The sequence below is a fragment of the Alkaliphilus crotonatoxidans genome (genome assembly GCF_054658015.1).
Genome location: NZ_BAAHXS010000004.1, coordinates 1,419,948 through 1,437,998, shown reverse-complemented (window position 1 = coordinate 1,437,998; position 18,051 = coordinate 1,419,948). Strand labels below are relative to the sequence as shown.

At 42.9% G+C, this 18,051-nt stretch carries 14 protein-coding genes, 1 riboswitch and 1 other annotated feature; of the genes, 3 read left to right on the top strand and 11 right to left on the bottom strand.

What is annotated here, in order from left to right; all coding sequences use genetic code 11:
* Positions 1-79: 79 nt before the first annotated feature.
* Positions 80-1,771: an ATP-dependent protease LonB gene (gene lonB / locus ACYQ1I_RS09435; RefSeq protein WP_459764627.1), complete on the bottom strand. Its 1,692-nt coding sequence runs from the start codon at positions 1,769-1,771 to the stop codon at positions 80-82.
* A 172-nt stretch (positions 1,772-1,943) separates the two neighbouring features.
* Between lonB and ACYQ1I_RS09430 the strand changes: the two genes are divergently transcribed.
* Positions 1,944-2,492: a chromate transporter gene (locus tag ACYQ1I_RS09430; protein ID WP_459764625.1), complete on the top strand. Its 549-nt coding sequence runs from the start codon at positions 1,944-1,946 to the stop codon at positions 2,490-2,492.
* Positions 2,479-3,003 (top strand): chromate transporter, encoded by a 525-nt coding sequence (locus ACYQ1I_RS09425; RefSeq protein WP_459764623.1) that lies wholly within the window; start codon positions 2,479-2,481, stop codon positions 3,001-3,003. The genes ACYQ1I_RS09430 and ACYQ1I_RS09425 overlap by 14 nt, the downstream gene beginning before the upstream one ends.
* Before the next feature lie 55 nt (positions 3,004-3,058).
* Here ACYQ1I_RS09425 and clpX read toward each other — a convergent pair whose 3' ends face one another.
* From clpX to ACYQ1I_RS09385, 8 genes are all read right to left on the bottom strand, one after another.
* Positions 3,059-4,327, bottom strand: a complete 1,269-nt coding sequence (gene clpX / locus ACYQ1I_RS09420; RefSeq protein WP_459764621.1) for an ATP-dependent Clp protease ATP-binding subunit ClpX — start codon at positions 4,325-4,327, stop codon at positions 3,059-3,061.
* 23 nt (positions 4,328-4,350) lie between these two features.
* Entirely contained in the window at positions 4,351-4,932 is a 582-nt protein-coding gene (gene clpP / locus ACYQ1I_RS09415) for an ATP-dependent Clp endopeptidase proteolytic subunit ClpP (protein WP_459764619.1), read from the bottom strand.
* 37 nt (positions 4,933-4,969) lie between these two features.
* On the bottom strand, positions 4,970-6,256 hold the full coding sequence (gene tig, locus ACYQ1I_RS09410; protein WP_459764617.1) for a trigger factor: 1,287 nt from the start codon (positions 6,254-6,256) through the stop codon (positions 4,970-4,972).
* Positions 6,257-6,517: 261 nt separating this feature from the next.
* Positions 6,518-7,699 (bottom strand): cation:proton antiporter, encoded by a 1,182-nt coding sequence (locus tag ACYQ1I_RS09405; RefSeq protein ID WP_459764615.1) that lies wholly within the window; start codon positions 7,697-7,699, stop codon positions 6,518-6,520.
* A gap of 14 nt (positions 7,700-7,713) precedes the next feature.
* Positions 7,714-8,070, bottom strand: coding sequence for a hypothetical protein (locus ACYQ1I_RS09400; RefSeq protein WP_459764613.1), 357 nt, complete (start codon positions 8,068-8,070; stop codon positions 7,714-7,716).
* A 197-nt stretch (positions 8,071-8,267) separates the two neighbouring features.
* On the bottom strand, positions 8,268-9,215 hold the full coding sequence (locus ACYQ1I_RS09395; protein WP_459764611.1) for a BsuPI-related putative proteinase inhibitor: 948 nt from the start codon (positions 9,213-9,215) through the stop codon (positions 8,268-8,270).
* A gap of 79 nt (positions 9,216-9,294) precedes the next feature.
* Positions 9,295-10,284: a LacI family DNA-binding transcriptional regulator gene (locus ACYQ1I_RS09390; protein ID WP_459764609.1), complete on the bottom strand. Its 990-nt coding sequence runs from the start codon at positions 10,282-10,284 to the stop codon at positions 9,295-9,297.
* 124 nt (positions 10,285-10,408) lie between these two features.
* A complete protein-coding gene (locus tag ACYQ1I_RS09385; protein ID WP_459764607.1) occupies positions 10,409-11,113 on the bottom strand; it encodes an AMMECR1 domain-containing protein in 705 nt (234 codons plus the stop codon).
* A 233-nt stretch (positions 11,114-11,346) separates the two neighbouring features.
* On the opposite strand from ACYQ1I_RS09385, the gene nfsA reads away from it, so the two are divergent.
* Positions 11,347-12,084 carry an oxygen-insensitive NADPH nitroreductase gene (gene nfsA, locus ACYQ1I_RS09380; RefSeq protein ID WP_459764605.1) on the top strand — a complete coding sequence of 246 codons (738 nt, stop codon included), beginning with the start codon at positions 11,347-11,349 and terminating at the stop codon, positions 12,082-12,084.
* 40 nt (positions 12,085-12,124) lie between these two features.
* Here the strand turns inward: nfsA and ileS are convergent, their stop codons facing one another.
* Together ileS and ACYQ1I_RS09370 are read right to left on the bottom strand one after the other, a co-directional pair.
* Entirely contained in the window at positions 12,125-15,223 is a 3,099-nt protein-coding gene (ileS, locus tag ACYQ1I_RS09375) for an isoleucine--tRNA ligase (RefSeq protein ID WP_459764603.1), read from the bottom strand.
* Positions 15,224-15,277: 54 nt separating this feature from the next.
* Positions 15,278-15,496, bottom strand: a binding site (T-box leader).
* Between the two features lie 112 nt (positions 15,497-15,608).
* Positions 15,609-17,648 (bottom strand): methyl-accepting chemotaxis protein, encoded by a 2,040-nt coding sequence (locus ACYQ1I_RS09370; RefSeq protein WP_459764601.1) that lies wholly within the window; start codon positions 17,646-17,648, stop codon positions 15,609-15,611.
* 115 nt (positions 17,649-17,763) lie between these two features.
* Positions 17,764-17,853, bottom strand: a riboswitch (cyclic di-GMP riboswitch).
* Positions 17,854-18,051 lie beyond the last annotated feature (198 nt).

Genomic DNA, 18,051 nt, shown 5'->3' with positions numbered 1-18,051 from the left:
GCACACATCATTCTATTATTTCAAAGCCAGCAAACCATATAACCTTTCTACACAGTCTGCTGGCTTTATTTAAGGAGTATTATTTTAATTGATCCATGGGATTCCCCAGGGCTGCAACAAAATCGATTTTTTCATTACTGTACTGCTCTTCCTTTTTCTCGCTACGGCTGTTCATAGCCAGTTGAATTACCTCTTGAATGTCCTCTGCCCCGATCACATCAATCTTAAAGTCTTTAAAGCGTTCTTGATAGTTCCCCTTTGGGATAATCACAACCTGACAGCCGGCCTTAATGGCGGCTTCAATTTTAGCTGCAATGCCCCCCACCGGCTTTATCTTGCCCCGTATTGAAATTTCCCCCGTCATGGCAACCCGGTGGTCGACAGGCTCATTGACAATGGCCGAATAAATGGCCGTCACCATGGTGACCCCTGCCGAGGGACCATCAATGGGAATGCCTCCCGGTAAATTCAAATGTATGTCGTAGTCTCTTGGGTCAACCTCTAAAAATTTACGAATAACCGTTAAAACATTGTCCACGGAATCTGAGGCGGTGCTCCGACGCCTCAGGGTTTTTCCTGAGGCATTGGTTTCTTCCGATTCAATAATACCGGTTACAATCATTCTTCCCTTGCCCTTTTCGGGAACCTTAATGGCCGATGCTTCAATTTCAATCAGCATTCCCAAATTGGGCCCATAGACCCCCAGTCCATTGACATATCCCACACTGGGCTTTTCCTCAATTTTCTTTTCGGGCCGTGGATGATAATGACCGCTTTCAATGACCCATTCTACATCCTTCAGGGTAATTTCCTTATGCTGATTGGTGATGGCAATCCCGCTGGCTACCTGAATAATATTGACCGCCTCACGGCCATTGGTAGCATATTTCTTGATCTCTTCAATGCCTTCATTTTCAATATGAAAGCCGCTTTTTTTACATGCGTTTTCGGCGATCATCCCTATATCATCCTGAGACAGGGGTCTAAAATATATTTCGACACACCTGGATCTAAGGGCCGAAGGAAGCTCCTGGGACGTTCTGGTGGTGGCCGCCACCAAGCGAAAATCAGCCGGAAGACCCTTCTGAAAAATCTCATGAATATGACCGGGAACATTGGTATCCTCTGGACTGTAGTAAGCACTTTCCAGGAATACCTTTCTATCTTCCAATACCTTTAACAGTTTATTCATTTGAACCGGATGAAGCTCTCCAATTTCATCAAGAAATAAAATACCCCCGTGGGCTTTGGTTACGGCCCCCGGCTTTGGCTGAGGAATTCCCGCCTGTCCCAGAGGTCCTGCCCCCTGATAAATAGGGTCATGAACGGAACCCATGAGGGGGTCGGCAATTCCCCTTTCATCGAACCGAAGGGTTGTGGCATCCATTTCAACAAACTTTGATTGTTCATTAAAGGGGGAATAATCGCTTTTCTTTGCCTCCTCCAGCACTACCCTGGCGGCAGCAGTTTTTCCCACTCCCGGCGGTCCATAAATAATCACATGCTGCGGATTAGGGCTGCAAAGGGCTGCTCGAAGGGCCTTCAGGCCATCCTCCTGACCGACAATTTCTTTAAAGGATGTTGGTCTGGTATATTCAGAAAGGGGAATCGTTAAGGAACGATCCCGCATTTTTTTCAATTTTTCCAGTTCTTTTTTAGATTCCCTTTCTATGGCGCTTTTATTACCCTGCTGGCTTTTAAGCAGGCTTAGGAAATATAGCCCAATTACGATGGCAAAAAAGAACTGTATTAAGAAAAAGACGTTGGACAATTTCTTTGCCTCCTTCCATTGACACCTAGTAGTAGTATGTACTGGCCTTTTGTTTTTATCCTGTGTAAAAAACCTACCTCTTAAGGCAACAATAGGAAGAACATTAGTGATATAATGAAATTATTACAACAAAGGCGATCGTAAATGGAATGCACTTTAGGAGGCGTAGAAATTGAAGAAATACTTAAAGTTCTTTTGGATTTTTTTCAAAATAGGGGCCTTTACCTTTGGTGGAGGCTATGCCATGATTCCCATTATTCAAAAAGAAATGGTTGAAAAGGAAAAGCTGATTGATTATGAAGAATTTATAGATATTATTGCTGTCTGCCAGAGTCTTCCGGGGGCCATTGCCGTTAATACTACCATTTATGTGGGCTATCAATTATCGGGGATCATGGGGGCAATATCGGCTCTGTTTGGAACGGTACTGCCTTCATTCCTGGTTATTATCATCATGGCTGTTTTTTACAATCAAATTAAGGATATAGCTACTATTCAGCTATTTTTTAAGGGTGTTCGGCCTGCTATTGTGGCTTTAATCTTTGTCTCTGCCATGAAGCTGGGTGCAGCCATTGAAAAAAAGTATTTCAATATATTGCTCATGACTGGGGCCTTTGCCGCCATAGCTGTCTTCAATGCTTCTCCTGTTTTTGTCATAATTGGCTGTGCTGCAGCCGGACTAATTTATCGGAAAAGGAGCCATCAAAATGATTTACCTTAAGCTGTTCTTATCCTTTCTAAAAATCGGTGTTTTTAGTTTTGGGGGTGGCTATGCCATGCTTCCCTTAATCGAACAGGAAATTGTTCATATTAACCATTGGCTTAATCAAGATGAATTCGTTGATATTATTGCCATTTCCCAAATGTCACCGGGCCCCATTGCCATCAATTCAGCCACCTTTGTGGGCTTCAAGCATCTCGGAGTGTTAGGGGCCTTGGCGGCTACCCTGGGGGTCATTTTCTGTTCCTTTTTCCTTGTAACCTTTCTGGCCAATGTCGTTATGAAATACCATGATTCTACAGCCATTCAAGGAATTTTTGCAGGTATCAGGCCCGGTGTAATCGGCTTAATAGCTGCCGCCTGCGTCTCACTTTTTAAAAGCTCCATTGTGGATTTTAAGGGCCTGCTGATTGGACTAATGGTGTTAGGGATATTATTAAAGACTAAAATACACCCCATTGTCATGATAATGCTCTCAGGACTATTGGGAATATTCATTTACTCAATATAGAAACCCGACAATATTTAAAGGGAATCTCTATCCATAGAGATTCCCTTATTTGATATTATGAAGCTGTTTCTTCGTTTTTCTTTTTTCCTGCCTTAGCTTTTTTATACAGAATTGTTGGTTTAGCCTTTTCATTGACCGTTTCCTTGGTAATGATGACCTTATCAATGGTCTCTTCTGAAGGAATGTCGTACATAACATCCAGTAGGATTCCTTCGATAATTCCTCGAAGCCCCCTGGCACCGGTCTTTCTTTCGATGGCTTTCTGGGCGATCAATTCCAAAACACCCTCGTCAAATTCCAGTGTAACGCCATCAATTTCGAAGAGTCTGTTAAATTGCTTCACCAGGGCATTTTTAGGCTCTGTTAAAATCTGAACCAGAGCCTTTTCATCCAATTGGTCAAGGGTTACCATTACCGGCAATCGCCCTACAAACTCTGGAATCAAACCATATCTTAACAGATCCTCGGGCTGCAAATGCTTTAGAAGCTCGCCTACATCCTTAACTTCTTTGCTTCTTACATCTGCTCCAAAGCCCATGGCTGTTTTACCAATACGCTTTTGAATGATTTTCTCTACCCCATCAAAGGCACCACCACAAATGAATAGTACATTGGTGGTATCAATTTGAATGAATTCCTGATGGGGATGCTTTCTGCCACCCTGAGGGGGTACACTGGCTACAGTGCCCTCCAGTATTTTTAAAAGGGCCTGCTGTACACCTTCTCCGCTTACATCCCGAGTAATTGAAGGGTTTTCAGATTTTCTAGCAATCTTATCCACCTCATCAATATAGATGATTCCCTTCTCTGCCTTTTCAATATCATAATCAGCCGCTTGAATTAACTTTAGCAGGATATTTTCTACATCCTCGCCCACATAACCGGCCTCTGTTAAAGAGGTAGCATCGGCGATGGCAAAGGGTACATTTAATATTTTAGCCAGGGTTTGGGCCAAGAGGGTTTTCCCTGAGCCTGTGGGCCCCAGCATAATGATGTTGCTCTTTTGAAGCTCCACATCATCCGACTTAATATCCATATTAATTCTTTTATAATGATTATAGACGGCCACTGCCAGGGCCTTTTTAGCCTCATCCTGACCAATAACGTACTGATCAAGAATGGCCCTAATTTCCTTGGGCTTTGGCAGATTCATCAGGTCTATATCGATATTTTCCTCAAATTCCTCTTGAATGATTTCCTGGCACAATTCAATACATTCGTCACAAATGTACACATTGGGCCCTGCAATCAGTCTTCTTACCTGATCTTGGGATTTACCGCAGAAGGAGCATTTCAACTGCTTCTTATCCTCAAATCTTGACATTTTCACACCTCTTTCAATCGGCTTTATTTCTTGCTGATCACTTCGTCAATGATGCCATAGGCCTTGGCTTCCTCTGCTTCCATAAAGAAATCCCTATCTGTATCTTTTTGAACCTTTTCAAGGGGCTGACCAGTACGCTCAGCCAGTATTTTATTAATTGTATCTCTGCTTTTCAGTATTCGTTCCGCATGGATTCGAATATCCTCTGCCTGACCTCGGGTTCCTCCCAGGGGCTGATGGATCATGATTTCTGCATTGGGCAGCGCAAAGCGTTTCCCCTTTGCTCCAGCGGCCAATAAAAAGGCTCCCATACTGGCGGCCATACCAATACAAATGGTTGAAACATCGGGTTTAATATAGTTCATTGTATCATATATTGCCATTCCGGAAGTAATCGAACCTCCTGGGCTATTAATATAAAGCTGAATATCCTTATCTGGGTCATCTGCCTCTAAAAACAACAGCTGAGCCACCACAAGACTTGCAGTTACATCATTTACTTCATCACTTAAAAAGATAATTCGTTCCTTTAACAATCTGGAATAAATATCATAGGATCTTTCGCCTCGATTTGTTTGTTCTACAACAACAGGCACCAACGCCATCACAATCCCCTCCTCATCTTTTAATATAAATTAAGATTTAAGCAAGCTTAGCATTTTCCACCAGGAAGTCAATGGTCTTCCTTACAACAATGGTATCTTTAAAGTATGCTAAGTCAGCCTCTCTTAAATTTTCCTTAAATTTATCCAGCTCTTGCTTATACTGATCAGCCAGCTTTTGAACTTCTTGCTCCACCTCTTCCTCGGTGGCTTCTATTGCTTCTGCCTGGCTGATTTTATCAAGAACCAACTGGGTCTTTACTCGATTAATGGCATCTTCCCTCATTTGATCTCTAAGGGCTGCCTCATTAGACCCGGTCATTTGATAGTAATAATCCAGATTAATTCCCTGGTAACCCAGTTGATAACTAAAATCTCGAATCATACCATCAATTTGACGTTCTACAACGGCCTTTGGTAATTCAAGCTCTACTTGATTTACAATAGCCTCCACTACCTTATTTCTAACTTCTTGCTCTGCATTTCTTTTACCCTGTTCATCTAGCTTTGCTCTAATATCAGCCTTCAGCGCTTCAAGGGTATCAAATTCTGATACATCCTTTGCAAATTCATCGTCAAGGGCTGGCAGTTCCTTTTCTTTAATTTCATGAATTTTAACTTCAAAGGTGGCTTCCTTACCCTTTAATTCCTCTGCATGGTATTCCTCTGGGAATGTTACATTTACCTTCACTTCATCCCCAATATTGGCACCAATCAACTGATCTTCAAAGCCTGGAATAAACTGACCTGAACCAATGGTTAGGGACTGCTTTTCGGCAGTACCACCCTCAAAGGCTACACCGTCTGCAAAGCCCTTATAGTCAATAATAACCATATCGCCTTCCTTAACGGGTCTGTCTTCCACAGCAATCATTCTGCCATTCTTTTCTTGCATTGCTTTAAGTTCATTTTCTACATCTTCTTCTTGTACATTATACTCTTTTTTCTCAACTTCTATACCCTTGTAGTTTTCAACGGAAAACTCCGGCATAACCTCTACAACAGCTGTAAATACTACATCTTCACCCTTATTAATTTCGTCGAAATCAATTTCTGGTCGGTCTACTGGATCTATCTTATGGGCTTCAAGGGCCGCTTCGTACACCTGGGGCAGGCAAACATTAATTGCCTCATCATAAAAAATTTCCCTTCCGTAGTGGCTTTCAATTATCTTTTTTGGTGCTTTACCCTTTCTAAAGCCAGGAATATTGAATTTACCCTTTATTTTATGGTAGGCCTTATCAATGGCCTTTTCAAATTCTTCTGCGGGTACAACTAGTTTCAGGGTAATTCTATTGTCTTCCTGTTTAATAATCTCTGAACTCATTAAATTGATCCTCCTCTATTAATTTTACCATTTTTTTGATTTTATTAACAAATATTTTTGAATCTTTAATAATTTCCATGGCTTTTTTTTTGATATAATTCCGCAGACTATGAAAAAACATCCATATTGTGGATGTTTTCATTCATCAGGATGCTTATCATATTAATACTATCTAATTATCCTATTGATGTCAACAGATAGCTCCTGATCAAGAGAAATATTTTATAATATTACCCTTCAATCGTCTTTTTAATCACATTTTTATACAGAGGATTTTGCAGGAATTTCCCCTGCCCTTTGTATGGCAATCTTTGCTGCGATGGGACCGATGATTTCATAGACAAAGACACCCCCCAGGACAATGGTGCTTAACCGTCCTCCCAGGTTGGGTAGCTGCTGCTTCGCCACCATGGCAAGGCCAATGGCTACTCCTGCCTGGGGTAATAGACCGAGTCCTAAGTTATGGATAATTACCTTCGGGTAGCCCACCACCTTGGCACCAAGGGCAGCGCCGCCAATTTTACCGACTGCCCGGGCAATGACATAGCCAACCCCCAAGATACCTAGCTTGCCAAGTACGCTCAAGTGCAGCCCTGCTCCTGCCAGGGTAAAGAAAAATACATAAAGGGGCGGTGTAAAATAATGCAAGCTGTCAAAGGCCTTACGGGAGCTTTGCATCATGTTGGTAATAGTAGCCCCCAGAGACATACACAGTAAAATTGGGGAAAGGTGAAACATATTGGCTAAGCCGCCGCCAGCAACGATGAGGGCTAGAACAATACCCAGCAGTTCGTCCTGATTGGCGGCCCGATTGGCAAAGAAAACCAATACCAAACCTATGATGATGCCCAGTATCAAGGAGCCTGCAATTTCAATTACCGGCTGGGTCATCATCTGAAAAAATGAGACGTCAGCCCCACCTGAGGTAATTCTGACCAGTGCCATGGCGATTCCAAAGCTCATAACACATACTGCATCATCAATAGCCACCACCGGAAGAATGGTCTTGGTTAAGGGGCCATTGGCCCGGTATTGATTAATAACCATGGTGGTGGCAGCCGGTGCTGTGGCAGCGGCAATGGCGGCTAAAAGTATACTGAATTGAAAGGACTGATTTAATAAATAATAACTGGTTAAAAAGACCATCAGAATAGTGATAAGGGCCTGAAATAAGGTAACGGTGAATATTTTTCCCCCTACCTTCTTAAGCTCCTTCCAGGAAAATTCACTGCCTATGCTAAAGGCAATGGCAGCAAGGGCTATATCATTGACTATAGAAAAGCCTTCTATATCGCTATCGGTAAGGAGCTTTCCTATAGAAGGACCAATGATGAGTCCACCCAATAAATACCCTGTTACACTGGGCAGATGCAGGCGCTTTGCCAATTTTCCTCCTAATATACCAGCTAATAAAACAATACTAATTTTAACAAGAATGTCCAACTATAATACGCCTCCTATTTTTCTTTGTCAATGGATTTTGGCAAGCCGCAAACCCGGCCGATGGGAACAGAAAACATCAGACCAATGCCTGGCTTGCAAAAATCCCCCACCAGTCGATTGACAGACTCCATGGCCATATCCAGCAGCTCGTCGTTTTGTACCACTGTAAAAATTGTTTTGTTATAGGGTCTGGAGCTATCCAACAGACTTCTTAAGGAGCCGAAAATAGGGATTTTTTCATGGTCATTAATGGCTCTGGCCATTCCTTGGCTGTCCAGTACCGTTGCGCCACTAATACCTATGTTGACAAACTCGGTTAGAATATCATCCAGATATTCTACCTGATTCAAAACAATAAACAGTACATGCATTTTTTTCACTCCAATCTAAATGGGATTACATTTAAATTATAACTCTTTTTGTATACACATTTCAAATTTTTTTAGACCTTTACAATTAATGTTGAGAAAAGAAGCTATCATTACAACGTAAAAGTCCATCCTGAAGGATGGACTTTTAACAGTGACTTAACAGTGCCTCTGAAAGGGTAAGCTGCTTAATATTGGGCTTAGTCAATGGTAAGCTGGAGTATAGAATTTAAGGCTGCTTCTTGTATTTCTGCTTCTGTCTGGGCCAATACCTCAATGATTACCTCATAGGAGCCCTTCTTCAATGGTCTGCCCTCTTTGTCTGTCAGATCCCATTCCTCCTGCCAGCTGATGCTTTCAGTCGGTAACAGGGTTTTATTTATCAAGGCCATGGTAAAGAATTTATCATCCGAATAACGGTATACTTCCTGTCCCTCCTGGTCGATGATGGTGATCTCGTACTGTTGCCCGGAACCAAAGGTCAGCTCCTTTGGCTCTTTGTCACGATTTGTCAGTGAAAAATCAAATGTAATTTTGTCCCCTTGCTTCTCATAGGCTGCGATGGTTTGCAGTGAAGTATTAGCAGAATCCATTTCCTCCTTCACTCCTTTATCCTTTTCATGCTGCTCAATCAGCTCATCTAATCGGGACAACATGACCACAGCCTCTCCATAGGTTAGCTCCTCCTTTGGAGAGAAGTATCCGTTTCCTCGTCCCTTTGCCAAGCCGATAAAGTTAGCATTTCTTACGTTCCAAAGAAATTGCTCATCAATTTGATCTTCATCCTGATATAATAGTATCATAGGCTGAACCAGCTCATCCAAATTGGTGTTGGTTTTTTGTGCCCAAATGAGTACCAGGTTATGAGCTACCTCCTGTCGTGTAGTTGTTTTTAGTTCCAACTGCTGGCCTGATCCAATGGTTTTTGCCAGCAAACTATTAAACTCCTTCACCGAGATGATCTCTCCCAGCCTGGCTGCATCTATCAATGTCTTTATATTATATTGCTTTTCAAGGGATTCCAAGTAGGTCATAGCCCAATGGTCTGGGTTGCTGCTTCCAGGAATTTCGGCTCCAAAGGATGCAACATAGATTGAGGAAGCCAAAATACTGCCCAATACCAAACTACTGATTAATTTTTTATTCATTTTCATCATCCTCCTTTTCTTTACCTAATAGACGATAAAAAATGAATTTAGTTCCATAAAAAGGCAATTAGTTTTGTCCTTAGCTGCTTTCTCTTTCTAAAAGGCTGTAGTTTAACACAATTTTATGGGTTTCAAGGGTTTCTTCATTTAATATTTTAGTCAGCACTCTCATGCCAATGGCTCCCATTTCGTACATGGGCTGAGCCACAGTGGTCAGTGCCGGATAGATTTTTCCTGCCATGTCAATATTGTCAAAGCCCACAATGGCCAGCTCCTCGGGAATATTGATTCCCTGCTCCAGGGCAGCCCGCATGGCACCGATGGCCATTTCGTCATTAGCTACAAATATGGCAGTGGGTGGCTGCTCCATATCAAGGAATTTCTTTGCACCCTCATAGCCGCTCTTAAAGCGAAAGCCTCCCTCTATGACCAGCTCCTCTAAAAAGGGAAGATTATTTTCTTCCAAGGCCTTTTGATAGCCTTCCATTCTCGTACCATAGGTCACCGGGTCAAAGCGTTTGCCTGTAATGATACCAATTCGCTCATGACCCTTCTTGATTAAATATTTCATCATGGCCCTGCTGGCCCCCACATGGTCTATGGTAACCGAAGGAATATCCTCATAGTCGGTACCAATTAGTATAATCGGAATTCCATAGGTTTTGAATTTTTTATAGAGCTCCTCAGAAACCTCATTTCCGATAAAAACAACACCATCCACCTGCTTTTCGGCCATCACATCGAAATATTGTATTTCCTTTTCCTTGTCAAGGTCTGTGTTGCAAAGAAAGATATTGTACTCGTACATATTGGCAATGTCTTCAATTCCCCTTACAACCTCGGGGTAGATTTGATTTGATATGTCGGGGATTAAAATTCCAATTGTCTTTGTATTTTTAATCTTAAGACTTCTGGCAATGGCATTCGGTTTGTAGCCCAATTCCTCGATGGCCTTCATTACCTTTTCATGGGTTTCGGGCTTGACAATTTTACTTTCATTGATTACTCGGGAAACCGTAGAAATGGAAACCCCGGCCTTTCTAGCTACGTCCTTTATGTTAAACTTCACGAAATACACCTCCAATTTATTGTTAATATTAACTAATTATTCTACTTCATTCTCTAAGTTTAGTCAATATTTTGTCAATTATTTTTCTCTATTGTTCATTAATTATTAATCTTTTTCAACTATTTTAATATCGTGCAATGTCAAATCGATAAATACTAATCGCATCAGCCTCATTTTTTATTGTGGCCCTGGCATCTGCTATTTCCTTTTTTATATCATTATCCTCCACTAATCTTGGTATAATCAGGGATTTTTGCCCGCCGGCTTCGATAATAAGACCATGGTAAGCTTTGTCATCCAGGCTGCCTTCATCCTGAACAATTTCAGGAGTTCCAATGATATCCACACTGATCTTTAATTCATGGAGTATTTCCTTTTCGATCGGATGAAATCGTGGGTCCTTTGTAGCCGCCAAAATGGCATTATGAATGATTTCTTCAGCAAGATTTTTTTTAACAGGCTCAACGGTTCCTATGGAGCCCCGCAAGCTCCCTTGATGATACAGCGAGACAAATACCCCCAAAGCCTGAGCTTCCAGGGTTTCCACCAGCTCACCCTGCAGGATCAGAGTCTGATATATGTCCCAATCCAGCTGCTGTTCATGTCTAAGCCATTCCTCTATGGCTGCCCGTGCCAGGGCAACATAAATATTCTCAGGCTCCTTTGATTCCTTAGAAGAGTCCTGACAACCTAAGGATACAAATTGACTGGAAATTTTGGTATTTCTATCGAACTCAATTTCTGCTGCTGCCCCTCCCCTGATTTTCCCTTTATTGGTGATACAAAGGGGAAAATGGAGACCAGGGGTCATACCACAAAAATATTGCATTCAACCACCTCCAGTAATCCTATATAAATTAACATTCCCTAAAGTATGAGTAAATTAACAATTTTATACATGTTTTTACGCTTTATTTCAATTTAAGGAATGATTAGGGGTTGAATTCATTCTATCAAAGATAAATGAAAATAAAAAGGGGCTATTGGGCTAAATGTTTAAAGCTTTGTTAAATGTGATATAAACCTAATAGTATGGTAAAGCTTTTGACAGGAGGAAACGGTATGAATGAAACCATCAATCTATTAAAGTCTCATCGTTCAATAAGAAGATTTAAGGATACACCATTGGAGCCTGAATTACTTCAATCGATTATTGGGGCCGCCCAGGCCGCCTCTAGCTCCAGCTTTTTGCAGCCCTATACCATTATTGGCGTAAAGGACCCGGTGTTGAAGGAAGCCCTGGCAGAGCTTTCAGGAGATCAGCCCTATGTGGTCAGGGCCCCTATTTTTCTTGTCTTTTGTGCAGATTTGAACCATTTAGACCAAGCCTGCCAAATGCATGGTGTTGCCATGCCCAAGGATTACATGGAGACCTTTATCATAGCCACCGTTGATACTGCCCTGGCGGCTCAAAATGCCATGGTGGCTGCCGAAGCCCTGGGCTTGGGCGGGGTTTACATTGGAGGAATCAGAAATAACCCCCGGGAAGTTTGCAGGCTTTTGAACATTCCCAAGTATGCCTTTCCTCTATTCGGAATGTGCCTGGGATACCCCGACCAGCAGCCCCAAATAAAGCCCCGGCTTCCGCAATCCATCATCTACAGGGAAAATTACTATACTTCAGTAAATGAGACTGAACTCATTGCTGAATATGATGAAATAATCAGCCAATATTATCTGGAAAGAACCAAGGGAAGGCGAAATGACCAATGGTCCAGGCAAATGGCTGAAAAATTCAGCCTTGAGTTGCGACCCCATATGGAGGCATTTTTAAAGGAGCAGGGATTTGCTATGAAATAAAAAATCAGGGCCCTATTCAAATATGGGCCCTGATTTTTGTTTAAAGTCTTGTTATTTTGATTCCAGTTTCATGGTCATTTAAATTCTGCTTTTCAAGGCTATCATCCTTGACCGATTCAATGGAAACCGCCAGGGTTTCTGTCATGATGTACTCCTTAAAGGTTTCCACCGCCTTGGTAATGGCTTCATCTCCATCATAGACGATCTTGATTTGGTCTGATACCTCATAACCGTTATTTTTTCTCATTTGCTGTATCTTTGAAACGAATTCCCGGGCATAGCCTTCATCGAGAAGGTCCTCTGTCAGGCTGGTATCCAGAATAACAAAGAGGTTATTCTCTGTTTCTACGGTAAAGCCCTCCTTAGAGGCAATGGTAATCTGTACATAGTCCTTTAGAATTTCCACCATCTCTCCATCCAGCTCCAGCATTAGGCTTTCCCCTGCCTCCAGCTTGGCTGCCACCTCTGCTGCATTGAGACCTGCCAGGGCCTTGCCTAGGGATTTTATTTTGGATCCCAGAATGGCCCCTGCTGTTCTGAAATTGGGCTTGAGGTTAAAGTCCATGTATTCCTTTAAATTCTTCTCAAACACAACTTCCTTTACATTCAGCTCCTCCATCATCAAGGGAACTAAGTCACTGATTTGGGCCTCAAACTTTCCATCCACCAGAATCTTTTGAAGGGGCTGGCGAACCTTAATTTTCGCCTGGGCCCTTGCCGCTCGGCCCAGACCCACCAGACTTCTTACCAGGTCCATCTTTTCCTCCACCTGTTTATCAATCAAGGCTTCCTCCGTTACGGGATAATCCGCCAGGTGGACAGAAAGCTCCCCTGTCAGCTTCTGGTACATTTCATCCGACATGAAGGGTGCAAAGGGAGCCACCAGCTTTGAAACCCCCACCAGTATTTCGTAGGTGGTATTATAGACAGATTTTTTGTCATCTGTCAGCTCCACGGCCCAGAATCGTCTTCTTGCCCTTCGAATGTACCAGTTCGATAAATCTTCATTGACAAATTCCTGGATTTTTCTGACGGACTTGGTTAAATCGTAGCCCTTCATATCTAAATCGATATTCTTCACCAGGCTGTTGAATTTGGAAAGTATCCAACGATCCAGCTCGGGCCTTTCATCATAGGGCACAAAGAAGCTGGTGGCATCGATTCCATCGGTATTGGCATACAGGGTAAAGAAGGTATAGACATTTTGTATGGTGGTAAAGAATTTACTTTGAACCTCCTTTAATCCCTCTATATCAAAACGGGTTGGTGTCCAGGCAGGTGATACATGCAATAGATACCACCGCAATACATCGGCCCCGTACTGATCAAAGAGCTCAAAGGGATCAACGGTATTGCCTCTGGATTTAGACATTTTTCTTCCGTCTTTATCGAGTATTAAGTCATTAACCAATACATTTTTATAGGGGGCCACGCCCTTGACAAAGGTAGAGATGGCCAGCAGGGAATAGAACCAACCCCGGGTTTGGTCAATACCCTCGCAAATATAGTCGGCAGGGAACAGTACATCAAAGTTTTCCTTGTTTTCAAAGGGGTAATGGTGCTGGGCAAAGGGCATGGCCCCGCTGTCAAACCAGCAGTCGATTACTTCTGACACCCGGGTCATGGTGCCTCCGCATTGATCACATTTTAAATGGACATCATCCACATAGGGTCGATGCAGCTCAATGGATTCGTCGATTTCCTCCAAAGCCCTTTCTGCCAATTCCTTGCGGGAGCCCACAGAGGTGGTGTGACCGCATTGACAGCGCCAGATATTTAACGGTGTTCCCCAATAACGGCTTCTCGATAGGGCCCAATCATTCAAATTCTCAAGCCAGTTGCCAAAACGCTTTTCACCCACATAGTCGGGGTACCAATTGACGCTGTTATTGTTGGCAATCAGCTGATCCTTCATTTTAGTCACCTCTATATACCAGCTTGGCTTTCCATAGTATAGTAGGGGTGTTGAGCATCGCCAGCAATGGGGGTAATTATGGTCAAATTTCTCTTTCTTGTATAGCTTATTTTCCCCATGGAGCCATTTTATAATGTCAACATCACAATCCATTACAAACCGGCCCTCCCAGGGGGTGGTGGTATATTTGCCGCTTTCATCCACCGGCTGCAGTACAGGCAGATCGTATTTTCTTCCTACCTGGTAGTCATCCTCACCGAAGGCAGGGGCGATGTGTACAATCCCTGTACCATCATCGGTGGTAACATAATCGGCATTGGTTACAAAGAAGGCCTTCTTGTCGGCATGAACAAAGGGCATTAGCTGTTCATACGCTACATATTCCAGTTCTTTCCCCTTTAATTCCTCTAATATCTCAAAATCTTCCCCCAATACCTTCTTGGCAAGCTTATCGACAACAATATATACTTTTCCGTTTTGTCTAACCTTTAAATAGGTTTCCTCCGGGTGAACAGCCAGCGCCACGTTGGCCGCCAGGGTCCAGGGGGTTGTGGTCCATACCAGGAAATATTCCTCGGCATCCTTCCGTTTAAAGGGCACAATCACAGTATTGGATTTGATTTCTTTATAGCCCTGGGATACCTCATGGGAGGCCAGACCTGTTCCACATCGTGGGCAATAGGGCAAGATTTTGTGGCCCTCATAGATATAGCCCTGCTTAAAAAATTGGTCTAAAATCCACCAGACCGATTCAATATAGTTATTGTCCAGGGTGATATAGGGGTTATCGAGGTCAATGGAATAACCCATCCTTTTGGTCATTTCACGCCAATGCCTTTCATAGGTGAAAACCGATTCTCGGCATTTTTCATTGAATTTGTCGATACCATAGGCTTCAATTTCCTGCTTGCTGCTAAGCTTTAATTGCTTTTCCACCTCAATTTCCACCGGCAGACCGTGGGTATCCCATCCGGCCTTTCTTTTTACCTGATGGCCTGTCATGGTCTTATAGCGGCACACCGAGTCCTTTAGGGTTCTGGCTAAAACATGGTGGATTCCCGGCTTTCCATTGGCTGTTGGGGGGCCTTCATAGAAAATAAAGGATTTTTGTCCTTCTCTCATCTGAATACTTTTTTCCAGCACATTATTTTGATCCCAATGGTCTGCAATTGTCCCTTCACGCTGGGCAACAGGGGAATTAGACAACGATTGATACTTTTCCATAGGCTTCATCCTTTCAAGCTATTTTATACATAAATAAAGTCCCTAAGCATTACACTTAGGGACGATTTTACCGCGGTACCACCCTGATTATAGGCAGCATACTGCTTCCTATCACTTAATACAAGTTAACGTATGTCTACGGGAAACCCTACTGCTTTTCAGGAATCCGGCTCAGAGGTGATCTTCATAAAAGGCCTCATCATAATCTTTCAGCATATGATTATGTCTCTGTAAATCAGCTGTTTTTACTACTGTCCTCTTCTTCGCCAATTTATTACATTTTATAAGATTATACACTGATTTGAAGGACTGTGTCAAGTCCTTGGAAGGAATACTCCTTATGGATTATACCCATTGGCACCATTCTTATACACCCCAACAGGTATTATGCCCTAACAGTAAATTTTTCGATGGCATTTTTTAATATATCGGCCAGCTCCTGAAGCTCCCTGGCATGGGAGGCCACCTCTTCAATAGAGGCCAACTGTTCTTCTGTGGCAGCCGAAACCTGCTGGGTGGCAGCAGAGGTTTCCTCTGCCGTTGCCGATACATTTTCTATCACACCTACAATTTCATCCTTTTTAAGGGCCATTTCATCGGAGCTCTGCTCTACTTCATTAACTTTTTGCTTTACAGCAGTAATTGCACCAGATATTTGATTAAATATCTCCTGGGTCATAGTAACGGCCTTATCCTGTTCCATAACGATATTTTGTGCCGTATCCATGGAAACCACAGCATTGTTGGCCTGATTTTGAATTCCTTCAATGAGCAGGTAGATTTCCTTAGTGGCATTGCCCGATTGCTCTGCCAGCTTTCTGATTTCATCAGCCACCACAGCAAAGCCCTTGCCGGCCTCCCCAGCCCTGGCTGCTTCAATAGCGGCATTCAAGGCCAATAGATTAGTCTGCTCTGAAATCTGGGTAATGGTCTGGGTAATAATGCTGATGGCATCGGCGCTTTCATGTAAGCTGTTGATAATTTTACTAACCTCTATAGCGGAATCCCTGGTTTGAATGGTCTTTTCCACCAGCTCCTCCAGGGTCCTTAGCCCTTGACTACTTAACTCATTGGTCTCCTCTGCCACATCCTTCACTGATTGGGTAGACAGCAGTACCTCTTCGATTTTTCCAGCCAGCTCATTGACCTTCACGGCCCCTGTTTCTGTGTCTCTGGCCTGCTCGCCGGCACTTTTGGCTATTTCCTCCACCGTCAGGGCCACCTCGTTGGTGGCGGCACTGGTTTGCTCCGTTATACCGGCCAGGGCTGTGGCTGTTTCTACAACGGTTCTGGAGGAGTTTTGCACATCCTCTATTAAGGCACGAATATTTTCCATCATCGTGTTGAAGCTGGCGCTTAATTCCCCAAATTCGTCATTGGTATTAATTTGAGAAAATACGCTTAAATCTCCTGTGGAAGCCCTGCCGAAGGCTCCTTTAAGCTGATTTAAGGGGCCTGAAATTCTTCTTGAAATGATAATAGCAATACCTACCCCTAAGATGGAAGCAATAATTACTCCGATCAATATATAATTTAAAAGGTCACTGGTGCTTGTCAGCAGCTCATGGGCCTCCATGGCTCCCATCAGCTTCCATCCGGTGCTGGGTATAGTGGTGAAGCTCATGAACTTGTGTCCACCGTCAAACTCATATCGTATAAAGTCTGCTTCATGGCTGACCACGGTTTCCCAAAAGCTCTGGCCTGTAATGTCATTGGTTCCGATCCGTTCAACATCGGGATGAGAAATGACAATTCCCTGCTGACTGGCCAGGACTAAATAGCCCTCATTTCCCAGATGAACATTGCCTATTTTTTCTGCAAGACCCTCGATGTCGACGTCAAAGGCTACCACTCCAAGGGTGCTGCCATTATCCTGAATGATTTTCGAAGCCGTAATGGTATATTGACCGGAATTTGTATCTATGTAGGGATCCGTCCAGGCTACCCTGTCGGGGTTTTTCAGCGCCTCGGAATACCAGGGTCTATCGGTGGGATCATAACCCGCTGGCACCTCGGAACGGGGGTAAAGATACATTCCTTTACTTTCTGTTCCTACATAGGTATTGAGAACAGACTCGTTGGGATGATTGGCATTGGCTAATAATTCCATGGCTAAATCAAAATATTGATTTTGACTTGCTTCGTCGCCCCCCAGCTGACCTTCTCTGGCCAGCTTGATCACTAAAGAGTTTTCCGCCAGGGCCTTCACCTGCCTCTCGATTCCCAAGAAGTACTCATTTAATGAATCAGCCGCCTGGTTAGCAGTTTGCTCAGTGGTTAACTTCAGCTTTTCTTCCAGTATGGAATAGGCCCTTCGATAGCTCAGAAAGCCCAACAGGCTTACGGGTAGTACAATGATTAAAATCATTACAATGATAAGCTGGTTTCTGACACGATTACTGCTTTTAACTTTGTTTTTTTTCATTTTGTTATCCTGCCCCTTTCTCATCCTTAGTTAACAACCACACCCCTAGCCATGACAACAGGTTTTAACATCTTAGAGGATGTTTATTCCTTTTTTTATGTAATCAAAAAAATCCCACGGCAGCCTGGCAACCCTAGGAGCTAACAGCTCCCTTAGGTCCATAGCTTTGCGTCCTTGCCTTTCAACAAGTTTGCCAGTATCAGGGTTGATTTAAATTTACACATACCTTTACACTTAAATATAACAAAAATCGACAATAAAGTAAATATGTATTTAGTTATCATCCAGGTGGCCTGTGACCTTTACCAATCACGGTATTGTTTAAAAAATAACAATATATAAAATGCAGCGTTAAATTTATATATACATTATATATGATATGTCCCATTTTCTTTTTCTGTCC

What these genes read in the sequence shown, in the direction of transcription:
- ACYQ1I_RS09425 (WP_459764623.1), top strand. Translation starts at nt 2,479, where the DNA reads ATGATTTACCTTAAGCTGTTCTTATCCTTTCTAAAAATCGGTGTTTTT.
- clpX (WP_459764621.1), bottom strand. Translation starts at nt 4,327, where the DNA reads ATGTCAAGATTTGAGGATAAGAAGCAGTTGAAATGCTCCTTCTGCGGT.
- clpP (WP_459764619.1), bottom strand. Translation starts at nt 4,932, where the DNA reads ATGGCGTTGGTGCCTGTTGTTGTAGAACAAACAAATCGAGGCGAAAGA.
- tig (WP_459764617.1), bottom strand. Translation starts at nt 6,256, where the DNA reads ATGAGTTCAGAGATTATTAAACAGGAAGACAATAGAATTACCCTGAAA.
- ACYQ1I_RS09400 (WP_459764613.1), bottom strand. Translation starts at nt 8,070, where the DNA reads ATGCATGTACTGTTTATTGTTTTGAATCAGGTAGAATATCTGGATGAT.
- ACYQ1I_RS09395 (WP_459764611.1), bottom strand. Translation starts at nt 9,215, where the DNA reads ATGAATAAAAAATTAATCAGTAGTTTGGTATTGGGCAGTATTTTGGCT.
- ACYQ1I_RS09385 (WP_459764607.1), bottom strand. Translation starts at nt 11,113, where the DNA reads ATGCAATATTTTTGTGGTATGACCCCTGGTCTCCATTTTCCCCTTTGT.
- nfsA (WP_459764605.1), top strand. Translation starts at nt 11,347, where the DNA reads ATGAATGAAACCATCAATCTATTAAAGTCTCATCGTTCAATAAGAAGA.
- ileS (WP_459764603.1), bottom strand. Translation starts at nt 15,223, where the DNA reads ATGGAAAAGTATCAATCGTTGTCTAATTCCCCTGTTGCCCAGCGTGAA.
- ACYQ1I_RS09370 (WP_459764601.1), bottom strand. Translation starts at nt 17,648, where the DNA reads ATGAAAAAAAACAAAGTTAAAAGCAGTAATCGTGTCAGAAACCAGCTT.